The organism is Bradyrhizobium sp. CCBAU 21365 (assembly GCF_015291305.1).
Classification (GTDB): Bacteria; Pseudomonadota; Alphaproteobacteria; order Rhizobiales; family Xanthobacteraceae; genus Bradyrhizobium; species Bradyrhizobium elkanii.
Genome location: NZ_CP030036.1, coordinates 7,887,581 through 7,899,297 on the forward strand (window position 1 = coordinate 7,887,581; position 11,717 = coordinate 7,899,297).

At 61.6% G+C, this 11,717-nt stretch carries 17 protein-coding genes; 10 read left to right on the plus strand and 7 right to left on the minus strand.

What is annotated here, in order from left to right; all coding sequences use genetic code 11:
- Window positions 1-90 precede the first annotated feature (90 nt).
- The gene (locus XI02_RS37075; protein WP_244981003.1) at window positions 91-384 is read left to right on the plus strand and encodes a hypothetical protein; all 294 of its coding nucleotides are present in this window, start codon (window positions 91-93) and stop codon (window positions 382-384) included.
- Window positions 385-444: 60 nt separating this feature from the next.
- Here the strand turns inward: XI02_RS37075 and XI02_RS37080 are convergent, their stop codons facing one another.
- The 6 genes from XI02_RS37080 to XI02_RS37105 all read right to left on the minus strand — a co-directional run bounded on the left by XI02_RS37080 (window position 445) and on the right by XI02_RS37105 (window position 6,046).
- Window positions 445-1,743: a glycoside hydrolase family 130 protein gene (locus tag XI02_RS37080; RefSeq protein WP_172646916.1), complete on the minus strand. Its 1,299-nt coding sequence runs from the start codon at window positions 1,741-1,743 to the stop codon at window positions 445-447.
- A gap of 32 nt (window positions 1,744-1,775) precedes the next feature.
- The gene (locus XI02_RS37085) at window positions 1,776-4,061 is read right to left on the minus strand and encodes a glycosyltransferase family 4 protein (RefSeq protein ID WP_172646915.1); all 2,286 of its coding nucleotides are present in this window, start codon (window positions 4,059-4,061) and stop codon (window positions 1,776-1,778) included.
- Window positions 4,058-4,996 carry a class I mannose-6-phosphate isomerase gene (locus tag XI02_RS37090; RefSeq protein WP_038959692.1) on the minus strand — a complete coding sequence of 313 codons (939 nt, stop codon included), beginning with the start codon at window positions 4,994-4,996 and terminating at the stop codon, window positions 4,058-4,060. The genes XI02_RS37085 and XI02_RS37090 overlap by 4 nt, the downstream gene beginning before the upstream one ends.
- Window positions 4,997-5,192: 196 nt before the next feature.
- The gene (locus tag XI02_RS37095; protein WP_014493202.1) at window positions 5,193-5,627 is read right to left on the minus strand and encodes a hypothetical protein; all 435 of its coding nucleotides are present in this window, start codon (window positions 5,625-5,627) and stop codon (window positions 5,193-5,195) included.
- Window positions 5,608-5,856: a hypothetical protein gene (locus tag XI02_RS37100; RefSeq protein WP_162136847.1), complete on the minus strand. Its 249-nt coding sequence runs from the start codon at window positions 5,854-5,856 to the stop codon at window positions 5,608-5,610. The genes XI02_RS37095 and XI02_RS37100 overlap by 20 nt, the downstream gene beginning before the upstream one ends.
- Before the next feature lie 10 nt (window positions 5,857-5,866).
- Complete coding sequence (locus tag XI02_RS37105) at window positions 5,867-6,046, minus strand: hypothetical protein (protein ID WP_172646914.1); 180 nt, start codon at window positions 6,044-6,046, stop codon at window positions 5,867-5,869.
- Between the two features lie 902 nt (window positions 6,047-6,948).
- Between XI02_RS37105 and XI02_RS37110 the strand changes: the two genes are divergently transcribed.
- The 6 genes from XI02_RS37110 (at window position 6,949) to XI02_RS37135 (ending at window position 9,561) form a co-directional block, all read left to right on the plus strand.
- The gene (locus XI02_RS37110) at window positions 6,949-7,176 is read left to right on the plus strand and encodes a transcriptional regulator (protein ID WP_172646913.1); all 228 of its coding nucleotides are present in this window, start codon (window positions 6,949-6,951) and stop codon (window positions 7,174-7,176) included.
- Between the two features lie 306 nt (window positions 7,177-7,482).
- The gene (locus tag XI02_RS37115) at window positions 7,483-7,731 is read left to right on the plus strand and encodes a hypothetical protein (protein WP_172646912.1); all 249 of its coding nucleotides are present in this window, start codon (window positions 7,483-7,485) and stop codon (window positions 7,729-7,731) included.
- Window positions 7,732-7,887: 156 nt separating this feature from the next.
- Window positions 7,888-8,355, plus strand: coding sequence for a hypothetical protein (locus tag XI02_RS37120; RefSeq protein WP_172646911.1), 468 nt, complete (start codon window positions 7,888-7,890; stop codon window positions 8,353-8,355).
- 16 nt (window positions 8,356-8,371) lie between these two features.
- A complete protein-coding gene (locus tag XI02_RS37125) occupies window positions 8,372-8,884 on the plus strand; it encodes a hypothetical protein (protein ID WP_172646910.1) in 513 nt (170 codons plus the stop codon).
- Between the two features lie 8 nt (window positions 8,885-8,892).
- Window positions 8,893-9,099, plus strand: a complete 207-nt coding sequence (locus XI02_RS37130; RefSeq protein ID WP_172646909.1) for a hypothetical protein — start codon at window positions 8,893-8,895, stop codon at window positions 9,097-9,099.
- Window positions 9,100-9,399: 300 nt separating this feature from the next.
- The gene (locus tag XI02_RS37135; protein WP_172645831.1) at window positions 9,400-9,561 is read left to right on the plus strand and encodes a hypothetical protein; all 162 of its coding nucleotides are present in this window, start codon (window positions 9,400-9,402) and stop codon (window positions 9,559-9,561) included.
- 49 nt (window positions 9,562-9,610) lie between these two features.
- Here the strand turns inward: XI02_RS37135 and XI02_RS37140 are convergent, their stop codons facing one another.
- A complete protein-coding gene (locus tag XI02_RS37140) occupies window positions 9,611-9,898 on the minus strand; it encodes a helix-turn-helix transcriptional regulator (protein ID WP_172646908.1) in 288 nt (95 codons plus the stop codon).
- Between the two features lie 73 nt (window positions 9,899-9,971).
- Here XI02_RS37140 and XI02_RS37145 point away from each other — a divergent pair, with 73 nt between their 5' ends.
- From XI02_RS37145 to XI02_RS37155, 3 genes are all read left to right on the plus strand, one after another.
- Window positions 9,972-10,424, plus strand: a complete 453-nt coding sequence (locus XI02_RS37145) for a hypothetical protein (protein WP_172646907.1) — start codon at window positions 9,972-9,974, stop codon at window positions 10,422-10,424.
- Window positions 10,424-11,002, plus strand: a complete 579-nt coding sequence (locus XI02_RS37150; protein WP_172646906.1) for a hypothetical protein — start codon at window positions 10,424-10,426, stop codon at window positions 11,000-11,002. Before XI02_RS37145 ends, XI02_RS37150 begins: the two co-directional genes overlap by 1 nt.
- A 116-nt stretch (window positions 11,003-11,118) precedes the next feature.
- Window positions 11,119-11,577, plus strand: a complete 459-nt coding sequence (locus XI02_RS37155; RefSeq protein ID WP_172646905.1) for a hypothetical protein — start codon at window positions 11,119-11,121, stop codon at window positions 11,575-11,577.
- Window positions 11,578-11,717 lie beyond the last annotated feature (140 nt).

An 11,717-nucleotide genomic window follows, 5' to 3' on the forward strand; every position in this document is an offset into this window, starting at 1 on the left:
ACCGCGCGGCTCGCGCATGCCGGAGAGCAGCCAGAACGCTTCGCTCCCGCGCGAGACCAAGTCGGAAAGGTGGGCGACAAGGAGATGCGCATGAATATGTTCGAGATTACGATCGCACGCATCGAGATGATTCTGCCGAATGAACGTGGCGAGGACATTCGCCTGACGTTTCGTTTCGGAAGCCGTCAGACCAGTTTTACCTTGCCAATTTTCCTGAAGTCTTGCGAATTCGACGATACGGAGATCGTCAGGGTCGCCCGAAGCCAATTGCACGACGTTTTCGCGCAGCTTTGCAGCCAGTGCGAGGATTGGCAGTTGACAGAGGACGAGCGTCGCGAGCTCGCACGGATAAGCGTGCGGCCTGGCGTCAAGGCGCAGGAGTAGCCCGGGAACAAAAGCAGCTATTGAATTGGATGTATGCTCCTGAGATCAGCTGGCCGCCCCCTACCATTTCATCGCGTTCATGAGCTCGGAAATCTCGATCGTTGCGAAATTTGAGAATGTGTCGGACACGGCATATGGCAGGATGATCTGGTTATTGTGCCGCATCCCGCCGCACGTATAAACGACGTTAGGGACGTATCCTTCACGCTCGGATGGTTCAGGCCGCAATAGCGGCTCGCGCGAACGTGCCAGCACCTTGGATGGGTCGTGCTTGTCGAGCAGCGCCGCACCGATCGAGTATTTGCGGACCGGGCCGACACCGTGCGTCAGCAGCAGCCAACCCTCATCGAGTTCGATCGGCGACCCGCAATTGCCGATCTGGACGAACTCCCAGGGAAACTGCGGTTTCAAAATGGCTTGACCGCCATCCCACGTGTGGAGGTCGTCTGAATAGATTAGATACAGGTTCTCATTGTCCTGCCTCGCGATCATGGCATGCTGGCCGCCGATCTTGCGCGGGAACAGCGCCATGCCCTTGTTCCGAGCCGCAGCCCCTCGCAGGGGCGTCAGTCGAAACGACATGAAATCACTGGTCTCGATTAATTCGGAGCGGATGGCTCGACCGCTGTAAGCGGTATAGGTCGCGTAATACGTCTTTCGATCGCCGTCGCTGAATTCGACAAAGCGCGCGTCCTCTATGCCGTTCGATTGGGATTCTGTGACGGGAAAGATGACGCGCTCGGTCAGGTCTTCTTCGGGCTTGAAAATCAGCTCGACACGCTCGCCGTCCGGCCCCGATATGCGATGGCAAATCCTCGGAATCGACGCGAGCCGAGCCGTCGGATCAACAGCCAGACTGCCGTCAGCCGCGATGGTCCCGGTTCGAAACGTCAGTGACGATACATGCCCTTCGCCTATGGCACGGAGACTGAGGATGAAGCGCACGCCGCCCTTCGGCGCTCCCGATTGATCGGGGTGCGCCACGATGCTCGGATTGAACAAGGCAGAGGCTTCGAATGAATACTCATTGAGGAAATAGGCGCCGACCAGCTGGCGCTGCTTCTTTGAGAAGACGCCATGCGTCGCGAAAGCGTCCTCCATTTCGTCCGCGCGGGCCTCGAATCTTTCCAACAGGTTGCGATGTCGCCCCTTGAAATTGTCCAGCACGTCCGCGAGCTGAGCGGCAACGGCTTCCTGATCGAGTGCGAGAACTCGCTCGACGATATGATTTGCGCGCATCTTGTCGGTGGGGTTGAGATCGCGCGGTTCAGTCGCCGGCTTGAATGGCCGCACGATAACTCGCGCGGGATCGGGACGCAGATGAAGCGCCTGCCGGTTCAGGAAGGTAGCTTGTGACACGGTATCCTCAGGTCGCTGGATGAAAGGGAAATTCAAACACCCACGGCGCGTAAGGCCGTGGGCTTGTTCAGGCTGGTGTTGACGCGCGCGAGCTGACGAATCTCCGCAAGTCCAAGCAAATAGCAGACGACCGACTCGCCTCCACGGTTTTCGTTGGCGCGATCGGGATGCAATCCATCGCGGCAGCTCCCGGTGTGCGGATCGACCAGTGCCACGGACAGATCATTGCTGCCCAGAAACCAGCCGAAGGCGCGCATGGCCATGGTTTTCCACTCGGCATCGCCGTCCGCACGCCACGCCGTCAGGCAGGCAGCGATCGTTGCCGTGGCTTCCACGGGTTGCTGATCGAAGGCGCGGGGATGTTGCCGCTGTTCGCCGAAGCTGCCGGTGCCCACCGGCCGGAAATGACCTGCCACGCTCGTCTGCTGCGTCATCAGCCAGCGCAATGAGCGCAATCCCGCATCGCGGTATTGCGGCGTTTGAGTCGTCATCCCTGTCAGTATCAAGGCTTGCGGCAATCGCGCGTTGTCGTAAGCGAGCCCTTCCTCGAACCACACCCAGTCCGGCGTCTCTACCGACGCCAGACAGGACATCAACCTGTCAGCAAGCGCGTGCCGGACTTCCCTTGCGTGGAGATCATCCGGAGCAACAGTGCAATAAGCGTCCAGACCTAGCAGCATGAACGCCCACGCGCGGGGCGAGCTGAAGCTCTCGGCCGTCGACAAAGCCTGGGCGAACAAATCGGTGGCCCACCTGCGCCGCGACGGGCTTGCGTCTCCGCGCGCCGCCTCGCCCAATGCCCATAGCGTCCGCCCGTGACTGTCTTCCGAGCCTCTGTCCTCGAGCCAGGTTCGGTTGAAGCCCATGAAGTTGCGAAATCGCCTGATGTCGGGATTCCACGCATGCTGCACGAATGCTGCAAAGCGGGTCGTCAGGATTTCCGGCAACGCCTGTTCGCCGGGATTGTTGAGGGCGCAGGCCAAGAGTAACGCCCGGGCATTGTCATCGACGCAATAGCCGTGCGAGCGATCCGGCACCGACTGAACCGCGTGCTGGAACAAGCCGATGTCGTCGCACATCGTCATGAAATGGCCGATCTGCATGTCGGGCGCAGCGGGGCCGCGTGGTTCCGGCGCGCCGGAATCGGGACGCGCAAAGACCTTGAGCCGATGACCCTGCCGCGCGGCCTCGAAGGCGGACATGTAACGCTCGGCCGTGCGTTCCCACGTCATCATCCGGCTCATGGCGTATGCGCGTTGGCCCATCTCTTGCCGGCGCGCGTCGTCGGTGAGCAGTTTGGCGATCTCACCGCCGATCGCCGCCGCATCGCCGAATGGTACCAGAACTCCGCATCCGTCAGTAAGCAGCTCGCGTGCGTGCCAGTAGGGCGTCGACACCACCGCCTTCCCGAGCCCAAAACTGTAAGCCAAGGTTCCAGAGGTCATCTGGGCCTCATTGAGATAGGGCGTGACATAGACGTCGCACATAGAGATGAATTCGAGCAGCGTGGCCTGGTCCACGAACCGGTCGAGGAACACCACGTGGTCCTCGACGCCCAGCTCGCGGACCCGCGCCATCAGACTTTCGCGATAGGCTTCGCCCTGGTCTCGAACCAGATTGGGGTGCGTTGCGCCGAGCACGACATACACCGCATTCGCGCGGTGTTTCAGAATCGAGGGCATTGCATCGATCATGACTTCGACGCCTTTGTTGGGGGACAGCAGCCCGAACGTCAGAATGACCGACTTGCCGTCAAATCCGAGCCTGGCCTTCGCCGCATCGGGCCCGGCAAAGGCGACATCGGGAATGCCGTGAGCGATCACCTCGATCTTGTCGTCCGGCACGAGGTAGACGCTGCCCAGTAGCTCGCGGGCCTTGTTAGCCATCACCACCACCTTCGACGACGCATCGACGATGCGCTCCATGACCGCGCGTTGCTTGGCTGACGGGTTGGCCAATACGGTATGAAGCGTCGTCACGACCGGCATGGTCAGGCGCGCCAGCAGCGGGAGGATATGGGCGCCGGCTTCGCCGCCGAAAATGCCGAATTCGTGCTGCAGGCACACGGTATCGAACCGGCCGGCATTCAGGAAATCCGCTGCACGCAGGTAGTCTTCGACATTGTCGTCCTTGATCTGGAAAGCGACCGCCGGCGGATAGTCGTAGGCCTGGCCGCGATCGGTCATCGCCACGATGCAGGTTTCCAGATCAGGGCGTGACGCCGATATCGCTCTCTGCAGGTCCGTCGTGAAGGTTGCGATTCCGCAACGGCGAGGCAGCGAGTTGCCGATAAGGGCGATGCGGCGGAGCGACGTCATGTCTGTGCCTCGATGATCTTGCCCGATTTCCTGGAGCCCGTGCCGGTGGATGCATCGGGAGACTTGGTCGCTCGTCCGGTGCAGTCCTGCAGCAGCGAAACCATGGGATCCGGTCCCGGATAGGCGACCAGGCCGCTCATTCCGTCCAGGCCAATCGCGATGCCGGCGCTGTCGGCCTCAATGAAGATCGCGTCACCGACGGTCGCATCCGTATGCCCGATGCGCGCCTTCCCCTCGATCACGAGCATCCAGGTTTCCCGGTCGGCATCGAGCGCCCACTGCGAATTGGCCTGGAAATCGACCCGCTCGAGCACGAATTGTGGGCTCGCGACGAGAATTCTTCGTGCGTCCGTGAGACGCCGCGGAGCGGATTGAGCCTGGGATGGCCCGGCGTCGGAAGCGGCCACCGCGTCGTCTTCGTGCAGCTCGCGGTGCCTGCCAAAGTCGAACAGGCGGAATGTCGTATCGCTGCGTTGCTGAATCTCGGCGAGCACGATACCGGCGCCGATGGCGTGGATTGTGCCGCCGGGGACGCAGATGAAGTCGCCCTTCGCAACAGGGCGCCATTGCACGAGACCGGCGATCGAGCCGTCCCTGATCGCTGCGCGCAACGCCTGCGGCGTGAGGCGCCGCGTCAGTCCCAGCGCTACCCGCGCGCCCGGCGCTGCTGACAGGATGTACCATGCCTCGGTCTTCCCGTTCGGCAGATCGATGGCGTGCGCGAATTCATCGTTGGGGTGGACCTGGATCGACAGAGGTTGGCTGGTAAACAGGAGCTTGAGCAGCAGGGCGGAGCCTGGTGCATCTTTATCGATGCGCTCGAACCACAACTCCCCGACGGGGTCGCCCGAAACGTCGATGCAGCTCCATGGTCGGATGTCTGCGACCCCCCATGGTTTGCGCGCAACCTGCACCGAGGCATGTTCGATGGTCATGGATTGTCCTTACCCTTGACGCGCATCTCGAAGCGACTGCTGTTGGTCGGTGCGGTCGGTAAGATCTGGCGTGGCTAAAAAAACGTCGCGCTCGCGACGCGCGCTGTCACCGCGATCCGATCGTGTCCTCCATCAGGTGGCTACTCCGGCATCCGATAACAACCTTTGCGCGTTCATAAAGACGGGCGTGCCTTCATCAATGTTCGTTGCCGTTCGCGTCATTCTTGTGCTTGTGCAGAAATCGCGCGATCTGCCCACGAAGCTCCGCCGTCTCCAGCAACTTGCCGACCGATCCAGCGGTGTCGAAGATCTCCCGCTGCAACGTCGTCGGCAGAGCGTTCCATTGCATGATGACAGCCGCGCCAAGACACCGCAGAACGCGTTCCTCTTCGCTTGCAAGGGCCGCGCCGCGAGATTGGTCCGGGCCTATGACATGAACTGCGTCGTGGTAGTCGTCCGCCAGTCTCTGCTCGTTATCAGCAAGCGAGACGAGGCGGTCCTGCAGTTCCTGAAGTTTGCGGCCTTCATCCAGATCGGTCGAACCCTTGACCCGTTCGCCGTATTTGGCCGCTTCTGCACGATATTGTTTAGACTTGAACATGTCCGGCCTTTCATAGGCGCAGCCATCCATTACGATCAAACTCGATAGTCGACCAGAACAGACACGGCGGCGTTGCCGCAAAATCCGAGTTGCTGTTGCAAAGCGGCAGCGACGCGTCGACAGCGCGCTCCTCGACTAAGGTCGCCGTCTCTTTGTCCAGCTGCCTTTCCGCACAACATTCACGCCGATCATCCCGCAACGTTTTCTTTCTGCCGAGGCGAAAACCGTCTGCCCGCCGTTTGCTCTGGCGCGGCAGCACAGCTGTTCCCTCAGGCTTCGAGCTTGTCGAACTCGTCAGGCAGCAGGATCCGGCCTCGCGGCGTGCAGATCCGCACGTCCATATAGCCTTCCTGCAAGAGCTCCCGCGCCTTCTTCAAGGCGGCAGCCACCGTGTCGCGACTCAGATTGACGCGGCCGGCTCCATTGTGGCCGCCAACCAGGTATTGCATTCGTGTTGCGCTATCCACGCGGGACAACCGCTGCAAATACCAGGAGCACAGGAAACAGCAGGAAGATCACCGGCGACACGATCCAGTCGGCTGCCAAACGAGATCGAGACATCCACGCTCCTCTTCCTTTCTTTCGGCGGGAGCGTTCGTTACCCTCAGTCACCGGTGAAAGCCGCAGGATGGGCGGTGATGAGCAACTCTACGCTTACGTCCTGGGAATAGCGAGCGCTAAAACGTCGAGGAACAGCAGCGAGATCGAATTTGCAGGGCTCTCCGCCTCGGAGTGCCGGGCGATGCTTCTTGCACAAAGCGACGAGGTCATCGAGTGATGCGAGTCGTTGGCTCGAATTCGAAGTCCGGAGCAGCTTCCACGAACGTCCCGAATGGCGATTGAGGTTCGCTCCACAACCAAGCAACTGTTCTGCGCCTCCCTGATCTATCGAAATAGGGACCCCGCAGCATTGAGGCTGCCTCCGTTGGCGGTCGTCGCCCTCGCCGTACCCGCAGAGTTGAATTGAATCGTTCACTCCCATGAGGCGACGACGAAACAAAGTCAGACTTCTCAGCCGGCACGTGCTATGAGCCATGAAGAGATTGTTCGTGGCGCTGATCGTTGCAGGGTCGCCACCACAGCCCAGACGATCAACCCGTCGACTGCTCCGGAAGAGGAGCCTTCCTTGCGCGAATTAGGCCGCCCGCGCCGAACAGAAGGCGGATGATGCCGGTGGCCCTAGAGAACGCTGCTGGGACTGAGGCACCAATGGGCGCGACATTGAGATACGCCCGTGAAACCATCGGACGGGTTTGCAAAGCCCTAAGCGGGCGCCTTCCTGCCCTCAACCGAGCGCCTAATGAGGTCCGCTAACCGTTCCAAGCCGCATGTCGAGGCCGGAGACCATAGGATGAGTGACGATCGGGAACTTCATCGCGCTGCCAAAGCGAACCGAGAGCGCCTTGCGGTCGCGCATCGCGAGGTGGTCTTGCAAGAAGAGGCAAAAAATGCCGTTGATATTCGCGAAAACATGGCGCGCCTCAAGGAACTGAGATTGGCCAAGGAAGCACAAGAGACTCGAACGCAAATCTCCAAAGCAAACCAGCGCCCGGCGCCTAGGCCGGGACGATCCAGATAAAGCTGATTCAGTTAGCGGGACTTCCTGTTCAGTTTCGCCTTTCGCCGCCTTGCGTGAGCAGCCAGCTGCTGGCAGTCGCTCATTCTGTGCGACCCGCGCTTCTGCTTTTCCGCACCCATGACGCGCAGTAGCTCGCGCGCGCCACGGTGCCCCCGTGAAAAGCCCGCCAGCGGCTGGTGCCAGGGCTCGAATTAGCTCGCGTTTGACTTCCCTGGGGCGCATAGTTGCACCATCACCGGTCCCGCAACCTCGGCATTACCGGTGACCGAGAGTTTTGTGCTCCCGCCTATTTGTGGGGAAGCACCCATGGCCCAATCTCAGCACCTGTCGTCCGCCGTTCTTCCGGCTCCATTTGAGCGCCCCGCCTGTCCGAAGTGCTACGCCGCGATGATGCTCGTCAGCATCGAGCCAGACCCCGCCAGGGACGTCGACTTGCATACGTTCAAATGCGCTGTCTGCAATCAGGTCTTTGAGACCCTTGCTGCTTATGAAGACCCCATGAAGTCCAAGGCCCTTGGCCGCTGGCTTCAAGGCGATTTGCACCCATCGAGGTGATTTCGTGGGAAAGATGAAGCCCGCCGGAAGGGGCAGCCAGCCGCTGCCGGTCGCGCTTCATGTGAATTCGCCGCCGGCGCTTGATGCCGGATGCCCCTCGCGCTTCCATCACCGTCGTATCAAGTCCCAGCGTCTATATCGAGGCCGCATGGTACAATGCGTGCTTTGCAACCTGATCGACTGAGCAAGGTCAGCATTTCGCGGGGCCCTCGTTTCGAGCGGCTATTCCTGAATCGGGGGTATGCGACCGACGTTGAAGGGCGAACAACCGCCGGTCGCGGGCGCTTCGACACCTTCAAGGTCGTCGAAAGAAATTTCGCGGCATTCAGGGCTAACGCGCATCTGTGGGCCAGAATGGTGGCCGACCAGGGCGAGGCCATGTTCGGTGCAACGTCTGTCGGAGAGCACAAACTGCTAGCTCTGCCGATGCAGGGAAAGCGCAAGAGGAACGGACGCTCCATCCCGCTCGTCCGCTATGCCGATTTGTTTCTCGGCAGCATGGGTCCATCCTACCATGATTTCCATTTGACGCATGCCACGACGCCGCGCGAGGCGTTTGCCGAGAGTGGACGGCTGGAGGCTCAGCGATTCCTCTTCGGCAACCTGGGCCGTGAGCCGATATAACAATGCGAATGCCCAGATGATCTGGGGCGGCGGGCGCCGCGTCCGGACCGAGAATCGTGCCGCGGGTTCCGCCGCGGTGATGGTTTGGTTCAGTCAAGTTGTCGCCGCGCAGCGGCGGACTAGCTGGGATTCAGAGATCCGACGGAAGTGGGCGGTGGAGCAGTCCGCACTTCGGTCGGAAGCGAAGCTGCATAGAAGCGTCATCGGGGTCAGAAAGATTCCGGCGGAGGGGCGGGCCAGAACCCTGCCGCAACAGATCGAGTGGGAGATCAACAAGATCATCGGTCGCACCAACAAGGATACTTGGAATGAATTCGTCCATAAGATATCGCGCGATGATCGCATCCTGGCGGCCTTGAACGGCGCGGCCGCGGACCTGCCCGCGGGCGACATTCAGGGACTGATCAAATCAAAGGAATATCTGGTCATCATTGCGCAGTGGATCGGCACGCTCAAACGCGCGGGCACACACGTGTTTGATGAGAATATCGGGTGCTGTCCGTATTTAAGCCCTAGTGTCCTAAGTTAGATCCTTGAGTGTCCTACTTTAATTTAGCAACCATCACGCCCCAGCGCAGTTTTCACCCCATGGCGTCGCCCAAGGTGGAAGAATATCGTCGCAGAGCGCGAGAAGCCGAGGCACTGGCCGAAGCCGTAGACGATCAAGCGGCTAAGGAAACGCTTCTGGAAGCTGCAGAGCGCTGGCAGAAGCTTGCCAATCAGGCTCAAAGGAATGGCTGGTAAGGCCGCCTCAGTTGGCGGCCTCTTTCGTCAGAGGCCCTTGCCATCATCCTCTTCTGGCTCGTAGTCAAACGGTAGCCGGTGTCCTAATTCCCCTCCGCGACTGTCCGAATTAGGACAGTACCGAATATCGCGCGTTGGCTCCGGCTGGGATGGAAGTCGATCAAGAACAACGAGGTTCTCTACGGACAAAAGAACGCGTCCGCCTGCTCGATGCGCTGCATGGGTTCCAGGCTCGGATTGGCCAAGGTGTAGCGCGGTGGAAGTCTTAGCCGCCAACACGCGGGAGGTGCGATGTCAACCTTGGCAAAGCTGCTTGCGCGCAAGCAGGCGCTCTTGGAGCGACTGGAGCGCGATCCCGGCCACAACGAACGCGAAGAGATCGAACGGCTGCTCGCGCAAATCGAGACGGCGCTTAGTCTGCTGGTGCCGAGAGACGCGGCCGCCACGCCGAGTGAGGAATAGGACGGAATGCAGATCGGCCCGGTGGGCCCGAAACCGCAAAAGAGGCCCGCTACGATGACGTTGCCTCGTCTCGGCTCTCGAGGATTACCGGGTGAAGCTTGGCCTCCCTCACCCGAATGCCCACGCCCCGCTCGGTGTTGTGCTCGTCCATCAGAAACTCGACGCCCATCTCCTGCAGACAATCGACGAGCGCCTTGAGAGTACGGTCGTGGGGAATGCGACCGCCATTCTCGATGTGCGCGATCGTTCGCTTCGCCACCTTGGATGCGAGCGCAAGTTCAGCCTGAGAAATCTCCAGCCAGGCGCGCGCAGACGCAATTTGCCTTCCGTTAACCATTATTGTGCATTTCTGGTGCACTTGTGCGCCACTGGTGTTAGAGTCCTGTCAACGCATCCGAACGAGGACTCTGATGACCTTCCCCGACACCGACGGCCAGCCGCAGCCGATCACCCCTGCGCAGGCCATTTCCGCCGACGACACGCCCATCTCCACCATCTGCTCCGAGGCTCCTGCCGAATCCGCCGATCGCGGATCGGTGTACGGACGCTACATCAGTAGCGCGGCTTGGCAAACCAGCCCGGCCCGCCTGGCCGAGCTCGAGGCTTCCGGACACCGGTGCCGGCTGTGCTTCGCCTCGCGCCGGGAGGCGAGGCTGGAGGTCCACCACCGCACCTACCGGAACTTCCGCTGCGAACTCGCCGAGGACCTGACGACCCTCTGCCATCCCTGTCACCTCGGCGTCACCGGCATGGAGCGCTTCCGCAAGTACGCGCGGTCGCCCTTCAAGCCGCCGCCGCCCACGCCGGCGGCGCCGCCGCCTCCCGCCCTCTTCGACTACCGCTCGCCCCTGGAGATCACCTGATGAGCATCGAGCACATTTCCCTTCGCCTCATCGGCATCGGCCCCATGCTGATGCGCAATTCGCGCCTGGGCGATCCTCTCGACCCCTTGGCCAAGCAGATCGAGGCCGTGACCGGCAAAAGCGAGAGGACCGAGGCCGACCATCTGCGGGTGGCGGAGCTGGAATTCCACGGTTCGCTGTACCTGCACAACGGCGCGCCGTGCCTGCCGGCGAACATGATCAAGAGCGTCTGCGTAGACGGCGCCAAGCCGACGAAGATGGGCAACACCACCAAGGCCGCCTTCCGCGCGGACGGCCCGGCCCTCCTGCACTACGACGGTCCCAAGACCGCGCCGGAGTTGTGGAAGGATGAGCGGTTCCGGTACCGCACGACCGTCCGGATCCGTAGGACCGGTTCGCTCACCGTCAGGACGCGGCCCATGTTCGACGGCTGGAGCGCCGTCATCCACGGCACGTTCCTGACCTCGCTGCTCGACCGCGAAGACATCGTCGCGTTCTACCGCGTGGCCGGCTTGTACGGCCTCGGCGACTACACCCCTGAGTTCGGCCGCTTCCAGGTGGAGGAAGTGGTCAAATAGCTCCCCGTGCCGGGGCGTGGCCCGGCGAGGCATGGCATGGCCCGCCGTGGATCTTAAGGAGAAAGATCCGCGCAACATCATCTATCGCAACGAACGCGCAGTCGACTGCGCGATCGATGGAGGCTGACCTGAAGAACTACGACGACAACGAACGCGGCGATCCCGGCCGGCACCGGCGCCCAGCATGGCCGCCCGCGCTCCGCTATTGGCGGACCGTCCCCGCCGAGGAGTTCGACGACTCCTCCAAGGCGGAGGTGAAGGCCTTCGTGCGCGGTACGACCACCACGATTCCGGAGTGGCGCCGTGCGATCGCCGGCGACACCGCGGCCGCCATCGCCATGGTGATCCACTGCAAGTCGCCCGACACCATCGGCATCAAGGTCGACTTCGCCATGACGGTTCTGCTGGCCTGCGCCTTCGACGATCCCGCCGCGGCGCTCGTGCTCTCCATCAAGCTTCGGCAGATGCCGCTCCCGGCCCGGCTTCGCAAGCAGCTCGCCACCTCGTGGGTGGTGGCGAACATGCTGTCGTCCCTCAAGCGGTCCGCGCCGCGCCGCAAGGGGCATGGCACCTGAGCGTCAAAGGCTTGCGACCAGCGCCTCTCCGTTCGCGTCGTCGGTGACTTGGACGCCGCCGGCGTTGAGCGACGAGTCGTTAGCCACGTCGGCTCACAACACCGACTTCAACCTCATCCGAACCCCAAGGTGATGACCTG

Excerpts from the sequence above, each read along its gene's own strand:
- XI02_RS37115 (WP_172646912.1), top strand. The coding sequence starts at position 7,483 with ATGGCCCAATCTCAGCACCTGTCGTCCGCCGTTCTTCCGGCTCCATTT.
- XI02_RS37095 (WP_014493202.1), bottom strand. The coding sequence starts at position 5,627 with ATGGATGGCTGCGCCTATGAAAGGCCGGACATGTTCAAGTCTAAACAA.
- XI02_RS37140 (WP_172646908.1), bottom strand. The coding sequence starts at position 9,898 with ATGGTTAACGGAAGGCAAATTGCGTCTGCGCGCGCCTGGCTGGAGATT.
- XI02_RS37085 (WP_172646915.1), bottom strand. The coding sequence starts at position 4,061 with ATGACGTCGCTCCGCCGCATCGCCCTTATCGGCAACTCGCTGCCTCGC.
- XI02_RS37120 (WP_172646911.1), top strand. The coding sequence starts at position 7,888 with ATGCGTGCTTTGCAACCTGATCGACTGAGCAAGGTCAGCATTTCGCGG.
- XI02_RS37155 (WP_172646905.1), top strand. The coding sequence starts at position 11,119 with ATGGAGGCTGACCTGAAGAACTACGACGACAACGAACGCGGCGATCCC.
- XI02_RS37150 (WP_172646906.1), top strand. The coding sequence starts at position 10,424 with ATGAGCATCGAGCACATTTCCCTTCGCCTCATCGGCATCGGCCCCATG.
- XI02_RS37125 (WP_172646910.1), top strand. The coding sequence starts at position 8,372 with ATGATCTGGGGCGGCGGGCGCCGCGTCCGGACCGAGAATCGTGCCGCG.
- XI02_RS37075 (WP_244981003.1), top strand. The coding sequence starts at position 91 with ATGAATATGTTCGAGATTACGATCGCACGCATCGAGATGATTCTGCCG.
- XI02_RS37110 (WP_172646913.1), top strand. The coding sequence starts at position 6,949 with ATGAGTGACGATCGGGAACTTCATCGCGCTGCCAAAGCGAACCGAGAG.
- XI02_RS37090 (WP_038959692.1), bottom strand. The coding sequence starts at position 4,996 with ATGACCATCGAACATGCCTCGGTGCAGGTTGCGCGCAAACCATGGGGG.
- XI02_RS37105 (WP_172646914.1), bottom strand. The coding sequence starts at position 6,046 with ATGCAATACCTGGTTGGCGGCCACAATGGAGCCGGCCGCGTCAATCTG.
- XI02_RS37145 (WP_172646907.1), top strand. The coding sequence starts at position 9,972 with ATGACCTTCCCCGACACCGACGGCCAGCCGCAGCCGATCACCCCTGCG.